Source organism: Microbacterium rhizomatis (assembly GCF_008710745.1).
In the GTDB taxonomy this organism is placed as follows: domain Bacteria; phylum Actinomycetota; class Actinomycetes; order Actinomycetales; family Microbacteriaceae; genus Microbacterium; species Microbacterium rhizomatis.
In genome coordinates, this window is record NZ_VYSA01000001.1 from 1,558,925 (window position 1) to 1,579,434 (window position 20,510).

19 protein-coding genes are annotated in these 20,510 nt (G+C 70.2%); 8 read left to right on the top strand and 11 right to left on the bottom strand.

Going from position 1 to position 20,510, the window contains the following annotated elements; all coding sequences use genetic code 11:
- Positions 1-291: 291 nt before the first annotated feature.
- The 4 genes from sucD to F6B43_RS07220 all read right to left on the bottom strand — a co-directional run bounded on the left by sucD (position 292) and on the right by F6B43_RS07220 (position 6,165).
- Positions 292-1,194 (bottom strand): succinate--CoA ligase subunit alpha, encoded by a 903-nt coding sequence (gene sucD, locus F6B43_RS07205; RefSeq protein WP_150448129.1) that lies wholly within the window; start codon positions 1,192-1,194, stop codon positions 292-294.
- 13 nt (positions 1,195-1,207) lie between these two features.
- A complete protein-coding gene (sucC, locus tag F6B43_RS07210; RefSeq protein WP_150448489.1) occupies positions 1,208-2,371 on the bottom strand; it encodes an ADP-forming succinate--CoA ligase subunit beta in 1,164 nt (387 codons plus the stop codon).
- A gap of 153 nt (positions 2,372-2,524) precedes the next feature.
- Positions 2,525-4,342, bottom strand: coding sequence for a hypothetical protein (locus tag F6B43_RS19565; RefSeq protein ID WP_170285584.1), 1,818 nt, complete (start codon positions 4,340-4,342; stop codon positions 2,525-2,527).
- Positions 4,339-6,165 (bottom strand): outer membrane protein assembly factor BamB family protein, encoded by a 1,827-nt coding sequence (locus F6B43_RS07220; RefSeq protein WP_150448130.1) that lies wholly within the window; start codon positions 6,163-6,165, stop codon positions 4,339-4,341. The genes F6B43_RS19565 and F6B43_RS07220 overlap by 4 nt, the downstream gene beginning before the upstream one ends.
- A gap of 91 nt (positions 6,166-6,256) precedes the next feature.
- Here F6B43_RS07220 and F6B43_RS07225 point away from each other — a divergent pair, with 91 nt between their 5' ends.
- The 5 genes from F6B43_RS07225 to F6B43_RS07245 all read left to right on the top strand — a co-directional run bounded on the left by F6B43_RS07225 (position 6,257) and on the right by F6B43_RS07245 (position 10,719).
- Positions 6,257-6,955, top strand: coding sequence for a TetR/AcrR family transcriptional regulator (locus F6B43_RS07225; protein ID WP_150448131.1), 699 nt, complete (start codon positions 6,257-6,259; stop codon positions 6,953-6,955).
- Between the two features lie 200 nt (positions 6,956-7,155).
- Positions 7,156-7,905, top strand: a complete 750-nt coding sequence (locus tag F6B43_RS07230; protein WP_150448132.1) for an SDR family oxidoreductase — start codon at positions 7,156-7,158, stop codon at positions 7,903-7,905.
- The gene (locus F6B43_RS07235; RefSeq protein ID WP_150448133.1) at positions 7,902-8,381 is read left to right on the top strand and encodes a MaoC family dehydratase; all 480 of its coding nucleotides are present in this window, start codon (positions 7,902-7,904) and stop codon (positions 8,379-8,381) included. Before F6B43_RS07230 ends, F6B43_RS07235 begins: the two co-directional genes overlap by 4 nt.
- A complete protein-coding gene (locus F6B43_RS07240) occupies positions 8,378-9,514 on the top strand; it encodes a phosphotransferase family protein (protein WP_246159827.1) in 1,137 nt (378 codons plus the stop codon). The genes F6B43_RS07235 and F6B43_RS07240 overlap by 4 nt, the downstream gene beginning before the upstream one ends.
- A gap of 2 nt (positions 9,515-9,516) precedes the next feature.
- Positions 9,517-10,719 (top strand): acyl-CoA dehydrogenase family protein, encoded by a 1,203-nt coding sequence (locus F6B43_RS07245; protein ID WP_150448134.1) that lies wholly within the window; start codon positions 9,517-9,519, stop codon positions 10,717-10,719.
- A gap of 15 nt (positions 10,720-10,734) precedes the next feature.
- On the opposite strand, the gene F6B43_RS07250 is transcribed toward F6B43_RS07245, so the two are convergent.
- Genes F6B43_RS07250 through F6B43_RS07265 form a run of 4 tightly spaced genes read right to left on the bottom strand, consistent with a single transcriptional unit; the run spans position 10,735 to position 13,868 of the window.
- The gene (locus F6B43_RS07250; protein WP_150448135.1) at positions 10,735-11,469 is read right to left on the bottom strand and encodes an SDR family NAD(P)-dependent oxidoreductase; all 735 of its coding nucleotides are present in this window, start codon (positions 11,467-11,469) and stop codon (positions 10,735-10,737) included.
- Positions 11,466-12,524 (bottom strand): NADPH:quinone oxidoreductase family protein, encoded by a 1,059-nt coding sequence (locus F6B43_RS07255; RefSeq protein WP_246159828.1) that lies wholly within the window; start codon positions 12,522-12,524, stop codon positions 11,466-11,468. The genes F6B43_RS07250 and F6B43_RS07255 overlap by 4 nt, the downstream gene beginning before the upstream one ends.
- Complete coding sequence (locus F6B43_RS07260) at positions 12,511-13,101, bottom strand: TetR/AcrR family transcriptional regulator (protein WP_150448136.1); 591 nt, start codon at positions 13,099-13,101, stop codon at positions 12,511-12,513. The genes F6B43_RS07255 and F6B43_RS07260 overlap by 14 nt, the downstream gene beginning before the upstream one ends.
- On the bottom strand, positions 13,101-13,868 hold the full coding sequence (locus F6B43_RS07265; RefSeq protein ID WP_211368046.1) for an SDR family oxidoreductase: 768 nt from the start codon (positions 13,866-13,868) through the stop codon (positions 13,101-13,103). The genes F6B43_RS07260 and F6B43_RS07265 overlap by 1 nt, the downstream gene beginning before the upstream one ends.
- Positions 13,869-14,032: 164 nt before the next feature.
- Between F6B43_RS07265 and F6B43_RS07270 the strand changes: the two genes are divergently transcribed.
- The 3 genes from F6B43_RS07270 to F6B43_RS07280 all read left to right on the top strand — a co-directional run bounded on the left by F6B43_RS07270 (position 14,033) and on the right by F6B43_RS07280 (position 17,684).
- The gene (locus F6B43_RS07270) at positions 14,033-15,268 is read left to right on the top strand and encodes an acyl-CoA dehydrogenase family protein (RefSeq protein ID WP_246159829.1); all 1,236 of its coding nucleotides are present in this window, start codon (positions 14,033-14,035) and stop codon (positions 15,266-15,268) included.
- Between the two features lie 79 nt (positions 15,269-15,347).
- Positions 15,348-16,502 carry an AI-2E family transporter gene (locus F6B43_RS07275; RefSeq protein WP_150448138.1) on the top strand — a complete coding sequence of 385 codons (1,155 nt, stop codon included), beginning with the start codon at positions 15,348-15,350 and terminating at the stop codon, positions 16,500-16,502.
- Positions 16,503-16,637: 135 nt separating this feature from the next.
- Positions 16,638-17,684: an ATP-dependent DNA ligase gene (locus tag F6B43_RS07280; RefSeq protein ID WP_150448139.1), complete on the top strand. Its 1,047-nt coding sequence runs from the start codon at positions 16,638-16,640 to the stop codon at positions 17,682-17,684.
- 9 nt (positions 17,685-17,693) lie between these two features.
- On the opposite strand, the gene ligD is transcribed toward F6B43_RS07280, so the two are convergent.
- The 3 genes from ligD to F6B43_RS07295 form a co-directional block, all read right to left on the bottom strand.
- The gene (ligD, locus tag F6B43_RS07285; protein WP_150448140.1) at positions 17,694-18,722 is read right to left on the bottom strand and encodes a non-homologous end-joining DNA ligase; all 1,029 of its coding nucleotides are present in this window, start codon (positions 18,720-18,722) and stop codon (positions 17,694-17,696) included.
- A 171-nt stretch (positions 18,723-18,893) separates the two neighbouring features.
- The gene (locus tag F6B43_RS07290) at positions 18,894-20,282 is read right to left on the bottom strand and encodes an MFS transporter (protein WP_150448141.1); all 1,389 of its coding nucleotides are present in this window, start codon (positions 20,280-20,282) and stop codon (positions 18,894-18,896) included.
- Positions 20,279-20,476: an isochorismatase family protein gene (locus F6B43_RS07295; RefSeq protein WP_150448142.1), complete on the bottom strand. Its 198-nt coding sequence runs from the start codon at positions 20,474-20,476 to the stop codon at positions 20,279-20,281. Before F6B43_RS07295 ends, F6B43_RS07290 begins: the two co-directional genes overlap by 4 nt.
- Positions 20,477-20,510 lie beyond the last annotated feature (34 nt).

Consider the following 20,510-nt stretch of genomic DNA (forward strand, 5'->3'; position numbering starts at 1 on the left):
GATCAGCGGTGCGTCGTGACGAATCCCCGAAATCGGGGGTCGCTCGTTGCACGGGGTGCCCTTTCCGCCCGAACGGCTGCACTGTCCCCATCCCCACGCACGACGGGATCAAGACCCCATCGCGCCCGGGTGTGACTGTAGACCTGTCTGTCACCGGCCACAAGGAAAGATTGCGCAACGCCGCGTGTGATACATCCCCAGCGACATCCGGCTGCTAAGCGAGCGGACGAACGAAAGGGCGGATGCCGCGCTCTCCGCGCAGCATCCGCCCTGTCGTCGAGCGGGTTCGGGCTACAGCCCGGCGATGATCTCGCGCATCAGCGATGCGGTCTCGGACGGCGTCTTCCCGACCTTGACCCCTGCGGCCTCAAGGGCCTCCTTCTTGGCCTGAGCCGTGCCTGCGGAACCGGACACGATGGCGCCCGCGTGGCCCATCGTCTTGCCTTCGGGCGCCGTGAAACCCGCGACGTAACCCACGACGGGCTTCGTCACGTTCGCCTTGATGAAGTCGGCCGCGCGCTCTTCGGCGTCGCCGCCGATCTCACCGATCATGACGATCGCCTTGGTCTCGGGGTCCGCCTCGAAAGCGGCCAGCGCGTCGATGTGCGTCGTGCCGATGATGGGGTCGCCGCCGATGCCGATCGCCGACGAGAAGCCGATCTCGCGCAGCTCGTACATCATCTGGTAGGTCAGCGTTCCCGACTTGGAAACGAGCCCGATCGGGCCTTTTCCGGTGATGTTGGCCGGCGTGATGCCGACGAGCGACTCGCCCGGCGTGATGATGCCGGGGCAGTTCGGGCCGATGATGCGCGTCTTGTCGCCCTTGGACTGGGTGTACGCCCACGCCTCGGCGGTGTCGCCGACGGGCACGCCCTCGGTGATCACGACGAGGAGCGGGATCTCGGCGTCGATGGCCTCGATCATCGCGTCCTTCGTGAACGCGGGCGGAACGAACGCGATCGAGACGTCGGCACCGGTGGCGGCGATCGCCTCGGCCACGGAGGCGAAGACGGGCAGCTCGACGTCGGCGCCGTCCTTGTCTTTGTGGATCACGGTCGTGCCGGCCTTGCGGGCGTTGACGCCGCCGACGACCTGCGTGCCGGCCTTGAGCATGAGGGCGGTGTGCTTCGTGCCCTCGCCGCCCGTGATGCCCTGGACGATGACCTTGGAGTCCTTGTTGAGGAAGATCGACATGTTCTGCAGTCCTTTACGCGTTCGCGAGCTCGGCGGCCTTGTCGGCGCCTTCGTCCATGGTCTCGGCAAGGGTGACGAGCGGGTGGGCCGCATCGCGGAGGATCGCACGGCCCTCCTCGACCTTGTTGCCGTCGAGGCGTACGACGAGCGGCTTCGAGGCGCTCGAGCCGAGCTCGGCGAGCGCGCCGACGATGCCCCTGGCGACGGCGTCGCACGCCGTGATGCCGCCGAAGACGTTCACGAAAACGCTCTTGACCTGGGGATCTCCGAGAATCACGTCGAGTCCTGCCGCCATGACCTCGGCCGAGGCGCCGCCGCCGATGTCGAGGAAGTTGGCGGGTTTCACGCCGCCGTGCTTCTCGCCCGCGTACGCGACGACGTCGAGCGTCGACATCACAAGACCCGCCCCGTTGCCGATCACGCCGACCTCGCCGTCGAGCTTCACATAGTTCAGATCGTTCGCCTTGGCCTTGGCCTCGAGCGGGTCTGCGGCATCCTTGTCTTCCAGAGCCGCATGTGCGGGATGCCGGAAGTCGGCGTTCTCGTCGAGCGAGACCTTGCCGTCGAGGGCGATGATGTCGCCCTCCTCCGTGAGGACCAGGGGGTTCACCTCGACGAGCGTCGCGTCCTCGCCCTTGTACACGTTGAAGAGCTTCACGAAGACGTCGGCGACCTTGGGGGCCAGCTCGTCGTCGAATCGGGCGGCCTTCGCGATCTCGAGCGCCTTGGCGTGGTCGATGCCGGTCAGGGGGTTCACCTCGACGCGGGCGAGAGCCTCAGGACGCTCGACCGCGAGTTCCTCGATCTCCATGCCGCCCTCGACGCTGGCAAGGCTGAGATATGAGCGGTTGGCCCGATCGAGCAGCACCGAGAAGTAGTACTCCTTGTCGATGCGGGCGCCCTGGGCGACCATCACGCGCTTGACGATGTGGCCCTTGATGTCGAGACCGAAGATCGCCTTCGCAGCCTCGAACGCCTCGTCCGGGGTCTTGGCGACCTTGACGCCACCGGCCTTGCCTCGGCCGCCCGCCTTGACCTGCGCCTTGACGACGACGACTCCGCCGATCTTCTCGGCCGCGGCCCGCACCTCCTCCGGCGTGTCCGCGACGATGCCGGCGAGAACCGGCACCTCGTACTTCTCGAAGAGGTCTCGTGCCTGGTACTCGTACAGATCCACAGTGCAGTCCTTCGCTGGGGGCGACTGGTCAGGGAGCGGCGCGAAGAGCGCCGGAAATGTCTCGATATCGAGATATCGGACGGTCATCAAGCCTACTACCGGTGAGTGGCCGATCCTGACGCGCTCCCCGGGTCGCCGCCGCGGAAACACGCGTCATACGGCGTGCTTCGGGCTCCGGAACACGGTCGCGAGCGCCGCGAGCAGGGCAGCCGCGAGGAGCCCGTTGCCGAGCGTGCGGTCGCCGAACGCCGTGAGCGCAGCGAGATCGATCGGCGTGGACGGGTCGCGGGCGAGCGCGGAGAACGCGACCACCGTCAGACCGAAGAGCGCGTTGGCGAGGAACAGCAGCACGCGAGCCGACCGGGGGTACCGACGCGAAGTGCCGTTCGCCCGTTCGGCACCGGTGAGCACCGCCCAGACGAACCCGAAGAGGATGAAGGCGAATCCGGTGAAGCCGAAGAACACGCGAAGCGGATCCTCCACGAACGTCCGCTGGTCGAACAGTGCGGCCAGCAGGAAGGTCACCCCGAGCGCCGCTCCGCGTTCGACGGTGAGCGAGCGGCGCAGCACCAGCCAGATCAGCATGAGCACCGCGGCGACCGTGACGGCCACCGTCACGCTGGTGCCCGTCCACGCCCACTCGGCGAGGCCGAGCAGCGCGAAGAGTGCCTGACTAATGATCACGAGGCCCAGCGCCACGAACAGTTCGGGACTGACATCGCGCCCCCGCCGGGCATCTCGCACGCTGAGCGCGATCAGCCCGAACCCGACGACGATGCGCGTGGCGGCCACCACCGACTCCTGACTCAGCCAGTCCGCCATCGACGAGAGCACCTGCGCGGGGCCGTCGGCGAACGTGTAGGTGTAGACGACGCCCGAGCCGATGTAGAGGATCGTGGCGGGGAAGACGCCGATCGTGAGCGCCATCGCCAGCGGCTGCGCGATCCGGCCGAAGTTCGCTTCGAGAGCGGCCGGCGCGAGGCTCGGCCCGCCCGGGCCGGGTCCCCCTCGGCCGGATCCTCGCTGACGAAGGCGACCGAGGGCGACCCAGCATCCGGCCACGACCGCGACGAGCAGGAGGGCGACGACCAGACCCTGCCACCGCCCGATGTCACCGTCGACGGCCGCGGCGACGACGGCCCACGTCCGCCAGATCACGAGCGCGGCGAGCACGGCGACTCCGAGACCGAGCGGCAGGTGGCGCCGCATCGAGGTGACCGATTCGGTCGCCATCGCGCACGACAGCTGCGCCACCGCAGCACCCGCGGCGACCGAGACGGGCACCGCGAGCGCGGCGATGTTCTGCATCGTCGAGGCGAGCGTGACAGGTGCGATCTCGAGCCCGAATGCGGCCGAGCGCTGCGCGACGATCCAGAAGGGCACGGCGACGCCGGCGCTGATCGCGCCGAAGACGACCGCGAACTCGCCCCACGCGTAGGTGCGGCGCCGGCGGACGATCACGAGCGCCCACACGCAGCCGGCCGCCACCCCCGAGACCACCCGCCCGACCGGCACCTCGCCCTGTACGTCGTTCGCGCCGATCGAGACCAGCACCAGCGTCGTGAGGACCGTCATCGCGACCGTCAACCACATCGGGGTGTGGAGGGCAGCGGTCTGCGCCAGCGCGAGCGCGAGCACCACGAGCGCGAGCAGGGGCCCGACCGCGATCTGAGGGAACGACAGTTGCGACGTGCCGGGCGACGCACTCACCTCCGAGACGGCGCGCAGCGAGCCCGCGGTGACGATCGCGACGGCGGCGACGGCGTACGCGACGAGTGCGATCACGCCGACCGGCGCGAGCCCGCGCGGCCAGCGATCGGCCCGCAGGCGGCCATGGCGGACGGGATCGACCAGTACCAGCATCCCGAAATCCGCGATCACCTTCGGGATCGATGCGAGCGCCGCGACGATCCGCCCGCTCGCGCTCGGGGGCGCCGCTTCGGGGCCCGCGACGGGGGAGGTGGCGGTCACGGGCCGATCCTCGTCGCTCCGGTCGCCGTGTCGAAGATCCACACCTGGTCGGGGAGCGCGACGAGGTAGCGCGCCGCCGCCGTCCCATCGGCCTCGACCGGCCACTGCTGCCCCTGCGCTCCGTCCGCGTCGATCAGCCGGGCGGCGCCGCGCCCCTCGACGATCACCGCTTCGTCGTCCGACACCATCCGGTCGGCACCGGGCGATCGCCAGGCCGGCGCCCCGCTGGCGGCGTCGAACGCGATGAGGTCCTCCCAGGTCAGGGCGATGATCCGTCCTGCGACCACGGCGAGCTGATCGACTCCGGTTCCGGCGGACGAGACCCACTCCGAGTGCCCGTCGGCGCCATCCAGCCGCGCGACGCTCGTGTCGTCGGCCGCCGCGTACACGGCGCCGCCGACCGCCGTCAGCGCCGTGATCACCGGGCCGTCGACCGTCCAGCTCACCGTGCCCTCATCGATCGAGACCGCCGTGATCCGGCCGGTCTGGTCGGCGACGACGACCGTGCCGCCGTCGCGGACGAGGTGGGTCAGACCGTCGCCCGAGAGGGGTGCATCCCAGCGCTCGGCGCCGGTCGCAGCATCCACATCCGTCAGGGTCCCGTCCGATCCGGCGATCAGGATGCCGGTGCCGCCGTCGCCGATCGGCGGGACGAAGACGATGTCGGCGAGGGGACGGTCCCAGCGCCGCGTGCCGTCCGGCGCGTACGCGACGAGCCGCCGCTGCGAGGTCGCCACGACGATCGCATCGCCGATCGCCGCCAGGACCGTGACGTCTCCGCCCGGTCGCACGATGCGGTTCTCGACGAGTCCGGCCGGCTCGCCGCCTCCCGACGCGGTCAGGAACGAGACGTCACCGGTGTGGATGTCGGCCACGACGATCGTGTCTCCCACCGCGATCGGCTGCAGCGCCGGCGAGAGTGCACGGGGTGTGGGCCCGAACGTCGCATCGACCGCCGTCGGCGAGACCGCCTGCGCCCGCCAGAGCTCGGGCGACGACCACTGCGACACGGCGGTGTCGTTCGTGACGCCGCGCGCCGTCGGAGCCACGACCGGGACGGATCGCCGCGGAGCGGCGCCTCCTGTCGAGGTCGATGAGGCCACGATCCCGGCTCCCGGGCACCAGAGAGACACATCGTCGATCGTGATCGGGGCGGCCGGCGCGACGCCGGTGGCGCGGAACACGAGGTGGGCCTCGACTTCGACGCACCCGTCGACGGCGAACTCGCGCACCGCCGGGTCTTGCGGCGCGCGGGCCGCGAACCGTGCTGCGTAGTCGAAGCTCACGGCCTGCGTGCCGTCTCCGCCGGGGACCGCGGAGTGGGCCGTGCCCTCGCTCGACCACGACGATCCGGGGCGCGCGTCCGCGGCGAGCACCCGCAGTGCCGGTGTGTAGACGAGCCCCGTGGAGGTGCCGGTCGTCATGACCAGACCCACCGCGCCCCCGTCGAGCGAATACAGGTCACGTGGGGCGGATGCCGGATCGGTTCCTCCAGCCCACACCACCGACCAGTTCGCCGCGGTGCCGATGGAGTCGATCGAATAGTCGCTCCAGGCCGTGAAGAGCGCCTGCTGGGCGAACTCGAACAGCACCGATGCGCCCACGGTCCGGCCGTTCTCGCGCTGCACGACGTCCGTTCCTGTGCGTACCCAGTCCGCCGATCCGTCGGCCGGAACGAAGACACCCGCCGCCCCGGGAGGGTCGGGGGCGCGCACGTCCGCGGCTACCAGGAGCGCTCCCGCGCCCATCGCGACGACCGACGTCACCGACACGGCCGCGATCAGCCGTCGTCGACGCCGACGACCCGCCACCCCCACTGGCATGCGGCAATGATAGGGCCGCACCGCGGTCCGCGAGGGGGTCGCGCCGTTGCGGTCTCACGGGCCGCCCGGGCTCGACGGCTAGGCTCTCGCCATGAGCGACACCGCGACATCCTCTCCCTCGCGCACGGCCGTCGCCAACACCGTCGCGGCCGCTGCGATCGAGCTGTTCGCCGAGCAGGGGTTCGACCAGACCTCCGTCGAGCAGATCGCCCAGGCCGCCGGGGTGTCGCGCTCCACCTTCTTCCGCCAGTTCGGCGGCAAGGACGACGTCGTCTTCGCCGATCACGAGCAGCTGCTCGCAGAACTCAGGGAGTACCTCGACAAGCCGCACCGCAATCCGTGGGAGGCGGTGTGCGAAGCATCCGTGCTCGTCTTCCGCCACTTCGCCGCCGATCCCGAGCTCGCCCGCCGGCGCTATGTCGTCGTGCGGCAGGTGCCGGCCCTGCGAGACCGCGAGATCGTCACCGTCTTCCGCTACGAGCGCCTGTTCGACGAATACCTGCGGCGGGCCATCCCCGATCTCGACCCCCTCGACGCGGTCGGCTTCTCCGCACTCGTCACCGCCGTGCACAACCACGTCCTGCGCCAGCTGCTCCGGGGGCCTCGGCGCGTGCCGGTGACCGTGCTGCGGCGCGCGCTCGACGATGCGATGATCCGCTTCGGCGTGCATCCCGATGCCGCCACACCGCGCGACGACGACATCGCCATCGCCGTGTTCCCGCGCCGGATGCCCTCGGCCGAAGTGGCGCGCCGGCTGCGCGAACGCCTCGGCGGGTATCCCCACAGCTGATCCGGCTGCGCTCCGTCGGAGGATCGGACGAATCTCGGACGATTCGCGACGAATCCTCCGACTTCCGGATGACTCTCCGACTTGTCGACGACGTCCGGATGGGCAGAGACATCACATACCGGGCGGTCGGTATGCTGTCGTGCGAAGGATCAGTGCCGACGAAGACGTCGGATGCGCGTCGCCTTCGAAAGGAACGGCTCATGACCAGAACCGCCATCGTCACCGGCGCCGCGCGCGGCATCGGTGCCGCGATCGCCCGCCGCCTCGCCTCTGACGGGAACTCCGTCGGCGTCCTCGACCTCGACGAGGCCCACGGCGCCGAGACCGTCGCCTCGATCCGGGATGCCGGGGGCCGCGCGATCGCCGTCGGGGCGAACGTCGCCGACGCCGCGGAGGTGGCGGCGGCCGTGGCGAAGGTCGAGTCGGAGCTCGGCGCGCCGACGATCCTCATCAACAACGCCGGGATCCTCCGCGACAACCTCCTGTTCAAGATGACCGAGGACGACTGGGATGCCGTGCTCTCGGTGCACCTGCGCGGAGCGTTCCTCATGTCGCGCGCTGTGCAGGCCCACCAGGTCGCCGCCCGCTGGGGGCGCATCGTGAACCTGTCGAGCGTGTCGGCGCTCGGCAATCGGGGTCAGGCGAACTACGCCGCGGCGAAGGCCGGGATGCAGGGGCTCACCAAGACGCTCGCGATCGAGCTCGGGCGTTTCGGCGTCACCGCGAACGCGATCGCGCCCGGGTTCATCGTGACCGACATGACGCGCTCGACGGCCGAGCGTCTGGGCGTCGGATTCGACGAGCTCATCGCGCACAGCGCCGAGCAGATCCCCGTCGGGCGGGCGGGGCAGCCCGACGACATCGCCGCCGCCGCGTCGTTCTTCTGCTCGGAGGAGGCCGGATTCGTCTCCGGACAGGTGCTCTACGTCGCCGGAGGTCCGCGGGCATGATCGCCGCGGCGTCCCCCGCGGCGCTGGCCGCCGCCGTCGGCGGATCCGCCACGGGCGACTGGTTCACGATCGACCAGGAGCGCATCCAGGCATTCGCCGACGCCACCGAGGATCGGCAGTGGATCCACCTCGACGCGCAGCGCGCAGCATCCGGTCCGTTCGGGGCGACGATCGCGCACGGGTACCTCACCCTTTCGCTCCTGCCCCGCCTCACGGTGGGACTCCTCGCGGTCGAGGGCGCATCGATGTTCGTCAACTATGGGCTCGACAGAGTGCGTTTCGTGCAGCCGGTCGTCGTGGGATCACGGGTGCGGGCGGTGAGCGAACTCACGCGAGTGGATGCCTCGCCACAGGGCTACCGCGCCGCTCTCACGACGACGGTCCAGATCGAGGGGTCCGCGCGGCCCGCCCTCGTCGCCGAGACGCTCGTGCTCGTGGTTCCCGAGACGGACAGCCACGAGGCGGTGCCCGCGTGACGGCTGGAACCGTCCCCGGACTGGATGTCGCGGGCGCGAGCGCATGGCTCGTCGAGACCCACCCCGAGCTCGCCGACGGCGCGCTGCGCGCCACGGTGATCGCGGGCGGAAAGTCGAACCTGACCTATCGCCTCGACGGGGGCCTGGTCCCGCTCGTGCTGCGCCGCCCGCCGCTCGGGCACGTGCTCTCGAGCGCTCACGACATGGCACGCGAGCATCGCGTCATCGCCGCGCTGCGTGGTTCCGCGGTGCCCGTCCCGGAGGTCGTCGACCTCGTCGACGATACGGCCGACGCGCGCGTGACGGGCACCCCCTTCTTCGTCATGCGGTTCGTCGAGGGACAGGTGCTCGCTCATCGGGCGCAGAACGACGGTCGCTCCCCCGCCGCACTCCGCTCGGTCAGCATCGAGCTGGCCGAGGTGCTGGCCGATCTGCATGCGATCGATCCCGCACGTGTCGGGCTCGCCGACTTCGGACGTGGTGACGGCTTCCTCGAGCGGCAGCTGCGGACATGGCGGCGGCAATTGGATGCCTCGCGGTCGCGCGACGTGCCCACCCTCGACCGCCTGCAGGAACGGCTCGGCGAACGTCGGCCCGAAACGGCGCGCACGAGTCTGGTGCACGGCGACTACCGCCTCGACAACGCGATCATCGCGCCCGATGCCCCGCGGATCGCGGCGGTGCTCGACTGGGAGATGTCGACGCTTGGCGACCCCCTGGTCGATCTGGGGATCTTCGGCATGTACTGGAACATCGCCGACATCGCCGAGGACGCGCGAGTGATGCCCACGGCGGTGGACCCGGCCGCGGGCTACCCCGGCTTCGACGAACTCGTGGACGCCTACGCCGCGCGGGCCGGGATCGCCGTGCCCGCTCTCTCGTGGTACCGCGCCTTCGCGGCCTACAAGCTCGCCGTCATCGCCGAGGGCATCCACCTGCGCTACCGGTCGGGCGAGACCGTCGGCGACGGCTTCGACCGCATCGGCGACCTGGTCGAACCCCTGTCGGCCGACGGTCTGCGCCACCTCTCGGGCGATCCGGGCACGGACATCCGGCTCGGCCAGCACCACCACGAGCGGGCCCACCAGGAGCAGGCCCACCACGGACAGCACCCCCACGGACAGGACCGGTGACCATGGACTTCTCACACGACGCACGCACGCAAGAGCTGATCGAGAGGGTGCGCACGTTCGTCGACGACCACGTGCTGCCGGCCGAGCACACTCTCGACGAGCAGCTGGCCGCCGCGCCCGATGCGTGGGGCGCTCCACCGATCGTCGGCGAGCTGCAGGCGAAGGCCCGCGCGGAGGGCCTCTGGAACCTCTTCCTCCCCGGCGCGGACGGAGCGGGTCTCAGCGCCCTGCAGTACGCCCCCCTCGCCGAGATCACGGGCTGGAGCCCGCGGCTGGCTCCGGTCACCTTCAACTGCGCCGCACCCGACACGGGCAACATGGAGGTGCTGCACGACTTCGGCACCCCGGCGCAGAAGGAGAGGTGGCTCCGGCCTCTGCTGGAGGGCAGCATCCGCTCGTCCTTCTGCATGACGGAGCCGGATGCGGCCTCGTCCGACGCGACGAACATCGCCACGCGCATCCGCCGCGAGGGTGACTCGTACGTGATCACGGGCCGCAAGTGGTGGTCGACGGGGGCGATGAGCCCGGCCGCGCAGATCTTCATCGTGATGGGCAAGACCGATCCCGACGCCGACAGGCACCGGCAGCAGTCGATGATCCTCGTGCCCCGCGACACACCCGGGGTTCGGATCGTGCGGCCGCTCTCGGTGTTCGGCTACGACGACCGCGATCACGGCGGGCACGCCGAGATCGCGTTCGAGGATGTGCGCGTGCCCGCCGAGAACCTGATCGGCGACGAGGGCTCGGGCTTCGCGATCGCGCAGGCCCGCCTCGGACCCGGCCGCATCCACCACTGCATGCGCGCCCTCGGCATGGGCGAGCGCGCGCTCGCCCTGCTCACCGCGCGGGCGAACGCCCGGCACACGTTCGGCCGGAGCCTCGCCGATCAGGGCGTCATCCGCGAGTGGGCCGCCGAGGCGCGCATCCAGCTCGAATCGCTGCGCCTGCTCGTCCTGAAGACCGCATGGCTCATGGACACGGTCGGCAATCGCGCGGCGATGACCGAGATCCAGGCCATCAAGATCGCGGTTCCCCGTGCCGTGCAGACGATCATCGATCGCGCCATCCAGGTGCACGGCGGGGCCGGCGTCTCCGCCGACACCCCGCTCGCCGAGCTGTACGCCGGCGTGCGGTCGCTGCGGCTCGCCGACGGCCCCGACGAAGTGCACCTGTCGAGTCTCGGCCGCGCCCAGCTGCGTCTCTGACCGCCGCGCGACGCCCTACTTGTGCGGGATGCCCGAGATCATGCCTCCGTCGACGACGAACTCGGCACCGCTCGTGAACGCCGACGCGTCGCTCGCGAGGAACACCACGGTGCCGGCCACATCCGCCGGCTCACCGGGCCGGCCGAGCGGGATCTCGAGGTGCGCGGGATCGATCCGCGTCGTCATCTGCGTGCGGATGAAGCCGGGATGCACCGAATTGGCGCGGATCCCGAAGGGGCCGAGCTCGACCGCGAGCGACTGCGTGAGTCCGCGCACCCCGAACTTCGCGGCCGTGTAGCCGTGCAGCCCGGGGCTGCCGCGCATCCCCTCGACCGACGAGATGTTGATGATCGAACCGTGCCCCTGCGCCTTCATCGCCGGCACGACCGCGCGGCACCCGAAGAACGTGCCGGTGAGGTTGACGGCGATCACGGCGTCCCATTTCGCCGTGGTGAAGTGCTCGATCGGAGCCGCGTTCGCGATGCCCGCATTGTTCACGAGCACGTCGATCGCGCCGAACGCGCGGAGGGATGCTGCGACCGCCGCCTCCCACTGCCCCTCGTCCGTCACATCGAGGTGCACGAACGTCGCCCGCTCGCCGAGCTCTGCGGCGAGCGCCGAGCCTTCTTCATCGAGCAGATCGGCGACGACGACCCGCGCCCCTGCCTCGTGCAGCGCGCGGACGTAGGCCTCGCCGATCCCGCGCGCCCCGCCGGTGACGAGGCAGACCCGCCCGCCCAGATCGCTCATGCGTCGGCCCCCGTGGAACCCATCTCGCCTGTGCCCGTCCCGCCTGTGCCCGTCTCTCCCGTGCCGACCGCCACGACGACGCGGCCGACGGTCGCTCCCGATGCGAGGGCCGTCAGCGCCTCGGGCGCGCGGTCGAACGGCACGACGTGGTCGATCACCGGGTCGATCGCGCCCTCGGCGGAGAGCCGCATGAGATCGGCGTGGGCGGCCGCGACGAGGTCGGGGTACCGCTCCTGGTACAGGCCCCAGTAGAGGCCGAGCACCCCGTAGTTTTTCACGAGCGTGTGGCTCGCCGCGATCGTGGGGATCTCGCCGCTCGCGAAGCCGATCACGACGATGCGCCCCTCGAAGGCGATGCACCGCGTGGACGCGGCGAACGCGTCGCCTCCGACCGGGTCGAACACGACATCGGCGCCGTGACCGCTCGTGATCTCTCGCACGGAGGCGGCGATGTCGTCCACCCCGCGGATCACGACATGCTCCGCGCCCGCGGCGCGCGCCACCGCGGCCTTGGCCTCGGAGCCGACGACCCCGATCACGCGGGCGCCCGCGGCTGCGCCGAGCTGCACGGTCGCGGCGCCGACCCCGCCGGCCGCAGCGTGCACGAGCAGCCACTCGCCCGAGCGAAGCTGTGCCCGCCGGTGCAGGGCGAACCACGCGGTCTGATAGGCGATCGTCAGACCCGCCGCGGCGAGGTCGGTCAGGGCATCCGGGATCTTCTGCACCGCGGCCGCCGGCACGACGGCATACTCGGCGAGCACACCGATCTTCGCGGCCACGACCCGGTCGCCGACCTCCAGGCCGGTCACTCCCTCCCCGACGGCGGCGATCGTGCCGCTGCACTCGACGCCGGGAATGAACGGCAGCTCGGGCTTGACCTGGTAGTGACCGCGCGCGAGCAGCACGTCGGGGAAGTTCGCCGCGACGGCCGCGACCCTCAGGAGCACCTCCCCCGGCGCGGGCGAGGGAGTGGCGACGACGTCGAGCGTCAGCGCGCCGGCGGGCTCGCCGAGCGTGGTCACGCGCCACGCGCGCATTCGGTCAGGCTGAGGCATCCGTCCTCCTGATGCTGATCATGAACAGGTCGGCGAGCTGTTCGGCGACGAGGGTCTTCCCCTCCGGTCCGTCGGGCGAATACCAGCTCGACAGGTAGTGCACGTCGCTGAAGAAGTGCGCCACCAGCACCGCGAGCGGGATGTCGGTGCGGTAGACGCCCTCGTTCTGCCCGCGCACGATGAGCTGCGAGAACTCGTCGTGGTACTCCCGCCGGCGGCGCGTGACCTCGTGCCGGCGCGGCTCCGAGAGCAGGTGCGCGCTGCGGAAGAAGACCGTGCCCTCCGGCAGGAACTCGATCGTGGTCTCGACCACGTCGACGCAGACGGCCCGCAGCACGTCGCCGACCGCGCCCCCACGGGCGATGATCTCGTCCATCCGCGACTTCTGCAGCGACAGGAGGGTCTCGTAGATGCCGAAGAGCAGGTCGTCCTTGGATTCGAAGTAGTGGTACATCGCGCCCTTGGTGACGCCTGCAGCCTCGACGATCTGCTGGACGCTCGTGTTGGCGTAGCCCTGCGTCGCGAACAGTTCGACGGCGGCACGGGTCACGTCCTCCGCGACGCGCGATTCCTTCATCAGAGGAAGGGCCGGATGCCGGCGCCGCCGTCGATCGGCAGGGTCTGGCCGGTGATCCACGCGGCGTCGTCGGAGAGGAGGAAGGCCACCGGGCCTGCGACATCGGCGGTCTCGCCGAGCCTGCGCAGCGGATACGCGTCGGACGCCTCCTGCTCGCGGCCCTCGTACAGCGCACGGGCGAACTGGGTCCTGATGACCGCGGGCGCGACGGCGTTGACGCGGATCGCCGGCGCCAGTTCATACGCGAGCTGCATCGTGAGGTTGATGAGCGCGGCCTTCGACATGCCGTACAGCCCGATACCTGGGCTCGCCCCGAGCCCCGCGACGGAGGCGATCGTGACGACCGATCGCGACAGGCCGGCGGCCACCGCCGCCCTGGTCCACTCGAGCGTCGCGATGACGTTCACCTCGAGGATCTTCCGCGCCGCGTCGGCATCGACGTCGACCAGCGGACCGAAGACCGGATTGATGCCGGTGTTGTTGACGAGGTGGTCGAGCCGGCCGTGGCGCTCGGCGATCTGCGCGAACACGTCGGCGCGATGCTCGGCATCGTCGGCGCGGCCCGCCACGGTCATGGCCGATTCACCGAGCTGGGCGGCCGCAGCATCCAGCGATTCCTGCCTGCGACCGGTGATGACGACCGATCCGCCCTCGTCGACGAGGCGCTGGGCGATCGCCAGGCCGATCCCGCGGCTGGCTCCCGTGACGAGCGACACGGTGCCCTCGAATCGGCCGTCGATCCGGCGGATTCCCTCTCCTACGGCCATGTGCGCCTCCTCGCCCGCATACCGTCCAGTCGGTTTGCACGTCGACTGTAGCACGGGCGAAACCGCGGGCAGCGGGGCTATCGCGGTGAGACTCAGTCCTCCTTGGCGCGGCATTCAGTTCCAGTAGGATGGATGCTCCACCCCACATCGTCAGGAGCACGGCCGTGTCAGATTTCCACCCCCGGCCCGGCCAGCAGATCGAGTCGTACGATCTCGCGCAGCCGCTCGACACCGACTACTACGCCGTCTTCGCCGACCTCTCGCCCGATGATCGCGCCGCGTGGGACCGGGCACGGACCTTCTCGACCGAGATCCAGCCCGAGATCGCGGACTGGTGGGATCGCGGCGAGTACAACCTCGCGTTCGCCCGCCGGATGGGCGAACTCGATCTGTTCACCGACGGCATCCAGCACGAAGGCCTGACGTCGCTGTCACCGCTGGCCGCGGGCCTGGTGAACATGGAGATCTCGCGCGGCGACGGGTCGATGGGCACGATCCTCGCCGTCCAGGGCGGCCTCGCGCTCCGCACCCTCGCGCTGTTCGGCAGCGACGAGCAGAAGGCGCGGTACCTCGTGCCGATCGCTCGGGGTGAGGTGCTCGGGTCGTTCGCGCTGACCGAGCCCGACCACGGCTCGGACTCGGTCTCTCTCGAGACGCGCGCGCGCCGCGAGGCCGACGGCTCATGGGTGCTCGACGGAGCGAAGAAGTGGATCGGCAACGGCGCGTCCGGCGGCGTGACGTTCGTGTGGGCGCGGGTCGACTCCCCCGGCGCCGACGACGACGGCGCCGTGCGCTGCTTCCTCGTCCCGCAGGAGACTCCGGGCTACGACGGCCGTCCGATCCTCGGCAAGGCGTCGCTGCGCGCGATCCATCAGGCGCTCATCACGCTGACCGACGTACGCCTCCCCGCGTCCGCGGTGCTCCCGGGGGCGACCTCCTTCAAGGACGCGTCGGTCGTGCTGTACTCCACGCGCTCGGGCGTCGCGTGGTCGGCGCTCGGCCACGCGACGGCCTGCTACGAGGCGGCCCTGCAGTACTCGCAGCAGCGCGTGCAGTTCGGCAAGCCCCTCGCGAAGTTCCAGATGGTGCAGGAACGGCTCGCGCAGATGCTCGAGGAGCTCACCGCGATGCAGCTGTACTGCCGGCACATGGCCGACCTCGAGACCGCCGGATCCCTCCGCCCGACCCAGGCGTCCCTCGCGAAGTACCACAACACGCGCGCCGCGCGCCGCATCGCGACCGTCGCCCGCGACCTGCTCGGCGGCAACGGCATCCTGCTCGAGTACGGCGTGATGCAGCACATGGCCGACATCGAGGCCATCCACACGTATGAGGGCACCGAGAGCGTGCAGGCGCTCCTCATCGGCCGCGACATCACGGGGATGAGCGCGTTCGCCTGATCAGGGCCGAGCCCTAGCGGCAGGAGTCGCGCGCGACAAGGGATCCGAGCATCCCGAATCCAGCCCCTACCCTCGAGGGATGAGACTCTTCGGGACGGACGATCGGCGACGCGTGACCCTCGAGGAATCGAGCGTCGAACTGGCGGCCACACGTCCGCCGTGGAGCCTGTGGGCCGACGGCTTCGGCCGGCTCGCGATCCGCGCGGTGCAGGTGATCGTCGTCCTCATCGTGGCGGGCGGCGTGATCTTCGGCATCCAGTCGCTCACCGTGGTGACGATCCCCCTTGTGCTCGCGCTCATCATCGCGTGCGCGTTCGCGCCCGTCATGCGCTGGATGCGCCGCCGCGGGGTGCCCTCGCTCCTGGCAACGGTGCTCACGCTGCTCGGTATCGTCGTGCTGCTCGGCGGCGTCGGCTGGCTGATCGTGTGGGCCGTCGAGAATCAGTGGAACGACCTGTACGCCCAGGCGAGGGACGGATTCACGCAGCTGATCACCTGGGTGCAGACCCTTCCCTTCGCGCCCGACCAGGCTCAACTCGATGAGTGGGGCCAACAGGTGACCGGCTTCCTCACGAGCTCGCAGTTCGGCTCGGGAGCCTTGGCCGGCGTCGGGGCCGTTGCCAACTTCGTGACCGGGTGCGTACTCCTGGTGACGGTGCTGTTCTTCTTCCTCAAGGACGGGCCGCAGATGTGGGAGTTCCTGCTTCGGCCGTTCCACGGCGACCACTACGTGCGCGCACGTCGCATCGGCGACAAGACGGTGACCGTGTTCGGATCGTATCTGCGGGGTACCGCGGGAGTCGCGCTCGTGGATGCCATCGGCATCCTGATCGGCCTGCTCATCCTGCAGGTGCCGCTCGCGATCCCGCTCGCCGTGCTGGTGTTCCTTCTCGCCTTCATCCCGATCGTCGGGGCAACCCTCGCCGGCATCCTTGCGGCGCTGGTCGCCCTCGTCGCCAACGGGTGGGTGAACGCGCTGTTCGTCGTCGGTGTCGTCGTCCTCGTCAACCAGCTCGAGGGCAACTTCCTGCAGCCGTTCCTCATGGGGCGGTCGATGAAGCTGCACGCGTTCGTCATCCTCGTCGCCCTGACGATCGGGACCGTATTGGGCGGCATCGTCGGAGCTGTGCTGGCCGTACCGATCACCGCCGCGGCGTGGGGCGTCATCCAGGTGTGGGACGGCCCGGACCGACCCGCCCGGTGGGCGCGACCGAAGCATCCGATCGAAGGGTAGCCGTGGCCCGTCGCGGCGGCCGGCCCGGACATCCCGAAGGATGCCAGGGGCAGAAGTGGGCCCATGGGGCTGCTCCCGCCCCTCTCAGGCCCATCGATCCTCCCGGATGTCCGGGCGCCGGGCCAGGATGGACGCATGAAGTACGAGATCCCCGCGCCGATGCTGGCGAAGTCCGTGCCCGACATCCCCGATCCGGCGAAGACTCCCGGAGGACTGAGCTTCGAGCCCAAGTGGGATGGATTCCGCGGCCTCGTCTCGTGGGATGGCACCGACCTCGAGATCGGCAGCCGTGGCGCCAAGCCGCTGACCCGGTACTTCCCCGAGCTCGTCGAAGCCTTCTCTCGGCTGCTCCCCGAGACGTGCCTGATCGACGGGGAGGTCGTCGTGCCTCGGGGTGAGCCCGGTGCACAGCGCCTCGACTGGGAGTCACTGACCCAGCGCATCCACCCCGCTGCGTCTCGTGTGCAGATGCTCGCCGAAACGACGCCGGCGATGTTCATCGCCTTCGACCTGCTCGCCCGTGGCGACCGCGACCTGCAGTCCGAGCCGTTCGCCGAGCGGCGCGCGCAGCTGGTCGACCTGCTCGGGGGGCTCCCGCATCCGATCCACGTGACCCGTACGACCGACGATCCAGCCGTCGCGAAGCGGTGGCTCGCCGAGTTCGAGGGCGCGGGCCTGGACGGCGTGGTCGCCAAACCCCTCGCCCAGCCGTACGCTCCGAACAAGCGCACGATGTTCAAGATCAAGCACGCCCGCACCGCTGATGTGGTCGCGCTCGGGTACCGCGTGCACAAGAGCGGCGCGGGCGTCGGTTCGCTCCTCGTCGGGCTGTACAACGCCGAGGGCAGGCTGCACAACGTCGGCGCCGTCTCGGCCTGGACCGACAAGCGGCGACTCGAGCTCGTCGACGAACTCGCTCCGCTCGTGCAGACGGATGCCTCGGGCGAAGCGCTCACCGGAGAGGGTGAGAAGTCGCGGTTCTCGGCGGCCGATCGCGACTCGTCGTTCGTCAAGCTGCGCCCCGAGCGGGTGCTCGAAGTGCGCTACGACCAGCTCGAGGGATGGCGGTTCCGGCACACCGTGCAGTTCGATCGCTGGCGCCCCGACAGGGATCCGCGTTCGTGCACGTACGAGCAGCTCGAGTCGGTCTCGGCGTACGACGTCGGGGCGGTCCTCGACTGACCCGGGCGGTCAGGCCCAGTTGTCGGGATTGATCCGGCTCGGCTGCACCCGCGGCGGCTCACCGGGCATCTTGGGGAAGTCGGGCGGGAACGGCAGTTCGCCCAACCCGTTCGACAGGTCGCGCTCCCACCACTCGAGGAGCACATCGATGCGGCCGGGCTCGGCCTGCAGGTCGGCCCACGGGTCGCCGATATCGGCGAGCCGCTGCGGCACCGTGCGGATCGTGAACGCGGTCGGGTCGACGCCGGCGAGCTCGTCCCACGTGATCGGCGTCGCGACCGTCGCGGCCGGCAGGGCGCGGGGGCTGTAGGCGCCGGCCATCGTGCGGTCGCGATTGGCCTGGTTGAAGTCGACGAAGATGCGCTGACCGCGCTCTTCCTTCCACCAGTTCGTCGTGACCTTCTCGGGCATCCGGCGCTCGAGTTCGCGGGCCGCCGCGATCACCGCGTGCCGCACCTCGAGGAACTCGTGCGTCGGCTCGATCGGACAGAACACGTGGATGCCGCGATTGCCGCTGGTCTTGAGGAACGCCGCGAGGCCGGCCTCGGAAAGGACCTCGCGCAGGGCGGGGGCGACGGCCGCGGCATCCGAGAAGTCGGTTCCCGGCTGCGGGTCGAGGTCGATCCTCAGTTCGACGGGATTGTCGGTGGCATCGGCGAGAGATGCCCACGGGTGGAAGACGATCGTGTTCATCTGGGCAGCCCAGACGACGGCGGCCGGCTCGGTGAGGACGAGTTGCGGATGCCGTCGCCCGCTGTTGTACGTGACGGTCACGGCCTCGACGTAGTCTGGCGCGCCTTTGGGCGGGTTCTTGGAGAAGAAGCTGTCGCCCCCGACAGCGTCGGGGAACCGTTCGAGCGAAACGGGGCGATTGCCGTTGGCCGCGAGGAAGGGGCCCGAGACGGCGATGAGGTACTCGGCCAGTTCGCGCTTGGTGATTCCCGGCTCGGGCCAGATCACCCGATTGGGGCTCGACAGCCGCACCTCGCGTTCGCCGGACGGCCCCGGCACGGTCAGCATCGTGAACTCGCTCGCCATGGTCCGACCCTACGGGTGAGGGACGACGCGGCGACACCCCCGCCTTATCCGTCTCCCCTCCCCGCGGCGCACAACGCAGGACCGATCGAGCCCGATGCCTCGAACCCGCGGCGTGTCGCCCCTCAGACCCATAGTCGATCCTGCGTTGTGCACCAGAGACTCGCGAGCGGCTCAGCGACCGCGACCGGGGAGACGGCGGTCGAGGAGGATGAGGAGGAGGAGCACGGCCCCGACCCCGACGATCGTGACGGCCGCCACGTGCAGTCCGTCATCGGTCGCGCTCGCGGGGAACGCGAGACCGATCACTGCGGAGGCGAAGATCGCACCCAGGTAGCTCGATGTGCGGAGGAGTCCCGAGGCCACGCCGATCTGGTCGGCCGTGGTCTGCACGTAGAGCGCCGCCTGATTGCTCGTCGAGGTCATCCCGAGAGCGACACCGAACAACAGGCTAAGGCCGACGAGGGCGACGAGGCTGGTGCCCGCATCGACGAACAGGAGCGCTGCCCCGCCCGCGATGATGGCCACCCCGCTGATGATCAGCGGGCCTTTCACCAACGCCCGCCGTGAGATGACGGCGGCCCCGGCCGCCGCAACGATCGACATCGGAAGCAGGATGAGTCCGCTCCCCGTCGCGGTCAGCCCCCTGCCCTGCTCGAGCCACTGCACGTAACCGTAGAGCACGGTATAACTCGCTGTCAGCGCGAGCATCTGGCGGAGGTATGTGCGGCCCAGTGAACCGTTGGAGCCGAGCGTCCGCACGTCGATGAAGGGCTCGGAGGAGCGAAGCTCCCACCACACGAGAGCGGCGGTCGCTGCGACGAGGACGACCCCGAACCACCACACCGGATGACGGATGTCGGAGAGCAGGGCGATCAGCGACACCACCGCAGCAGCGAACAGCGCGATACCGACGACGTCCAAAGCGCGGAGCAACTCGCGCGTCGACGAACGGACTATCGGACCATCGGCCGGTATCCATGCCAGCGTCATCGCGACGCCGATCGCCGCGAGCGGGACGTTCACCGCGAAAGCAGCCGGCCAGCCCCAGATTCCGACCAGCGCACCACCGATGGGCAGCCCGAGCGCTGCCGTGACCTGCGCAGAGATGGAGATTCCGCCGAGCACCCCACCGGGGATGCCGGTGCCCGCGGCATCCGCCCGCCGTCTGATCATCGACATGGCGGTGGGGTACCCCGCCGCGGTGCCGATGCCGATCAGGGCCCGCGAGACCACGAGCCACGCGAACGTCGGGGCGAACGTGCCGATCAGCCCGGCGACGAACAGCACGCCGAGCCCGCACAAGAACACCCGTCGCGCCCCGAAGTGCGCACCCAGCCTCCCCATTGCGGGCTGGGCGACGGCACTGGAGACGTAGACGGCGGCCACGAGGAGGGCGGTCTGACCCGCACTCACGCCGAATGCCGTGCCGACCGCGACCAGCGACGTCGCGATGATCGACGAGTTGATGGGGTTGAGTGACGTGCCCCACAGAAGGGGGACGACGAAGCGAGGCCCGAACGGGGGCTCGGGACGCTTTGTCGGGGCCGCGTTGCGGGTCACCGTTCGGGCGATTCGAGCATCCGGACGATCTCGCCGGTCGTGCCGGTCTCGCCGATCGCGGGAACGATGTGCTGGATCGAGTTCGCGTGAGCCTCCGGGTCGAAGTCGGCCACCGCATCCACGGCGATCGTCACGTGGTGGCCGTGCTCGTGGGCAGCCCTCGCCGTGCGGGGGACGATCGTGGTGATGGTCATCGTTCTCCTTCGGGCCGGTACCGGGCGGGAGCGG

Bases quoted from the DNA above. Each gene is read 5' to 3' on its own strand.
- F6B43_RS07250 (WP_150448135.1), bottom strand. From the start codon at position 11,469: ATGAGCGATCTGGGCGGGCGGGTCTGCCTCGTCACCGGCGGGGCGCGC.
- F6B43_RS07245 (WP_150448134.1), top strand. From the start codon at position 9,517: ATGGACTTCTCACACGACGCACGCACGCAAGAGCTGATCGAGAGGGTG.
- F6B43_RS07220 (WP_150448130.1), bottom strand. From the start codon at position 6,165: ATGCCAGTGGGGGTGGCGGGTCGTCGGCGTCGACGACGGCTGATCGCG.
- F6B43_RS07235 (WP_150448133.1), top strand. From the start codon at position 7,902: ATGATCGCCGCGGCGTCCCCCGCGGCGCTGGCCGCCGCCGTCGGCGGA.
- F6B43_RS07260 (WP_150448136.1), bottom strand. From the start codon at position 13,101: ATGAAGGAATCGCGCGTCGCGGAGGACGTGACCCGTGCCGCCGTCGAA.
- F6B43_RS07280 (WP_150448139.1), top strand. From the start codon at position 16,638: ATGAAGTACGAGATCCCCGCGCCGATGCTGGCGAAGTCCGTGCCCGAC.
- ligD (WP_150448140.1), bottom strand. From the start codon at position 18,722: ATGGCGAGCGAGTTCACGATGCTGACCGTGCCGGGGCCGTCCGGCGAA.
- sucD (WP_150448129.1), bottom strand. From the start codon at position 1,194: ATGTCGATCTTCCTCAACAAGGACTCCAAGGTCATCGTCCAGGGCATC.
- F6B43_RS07255 (WP_246159828.1), bottom strand. From the start codon at position 12,524: ATGCCTCAGCCTGACCGAATGCGCGCGTGGCGCGTGACCACGCTCGGC.
- F6B43_RS07230 (WP_150448132.1), top strand. From the start codon at position 7,156: ATGACCAGAACCGCCATCGTCACCGGCGCCGCGCGCGGCATCGGTGCC.
- F6B43_RS07225 (WP_150448131.1), top strand. From the start codon at position 6,257: ATGAGCGACACCGCGACATCCTCTCCCTCGCGCACGGCCGTCGCCAAC.
- F6B43_RS07265 (WP_211368046.1), bottom strand. From the start codon at position 13,868: ATGGCCGTAGGAGAGGGAATCCGCCGGATCGACGGCCGATTCGAGGGC.
- F6B43_RS07275 (WP_150448138.1), top strand. From the start codon at position 15,348: ATGAGACTCTTCGGGACGGACGATCGGCGACGCGTGACCCTCGAGGAA.
- F6B43_RS07295 (WP_150448142.1), bottom strand. From the start codon at position 20,476: ATGACCATCACCACGATCGTCCCCCGCACGGCGAGGGCTGCCCACGAG.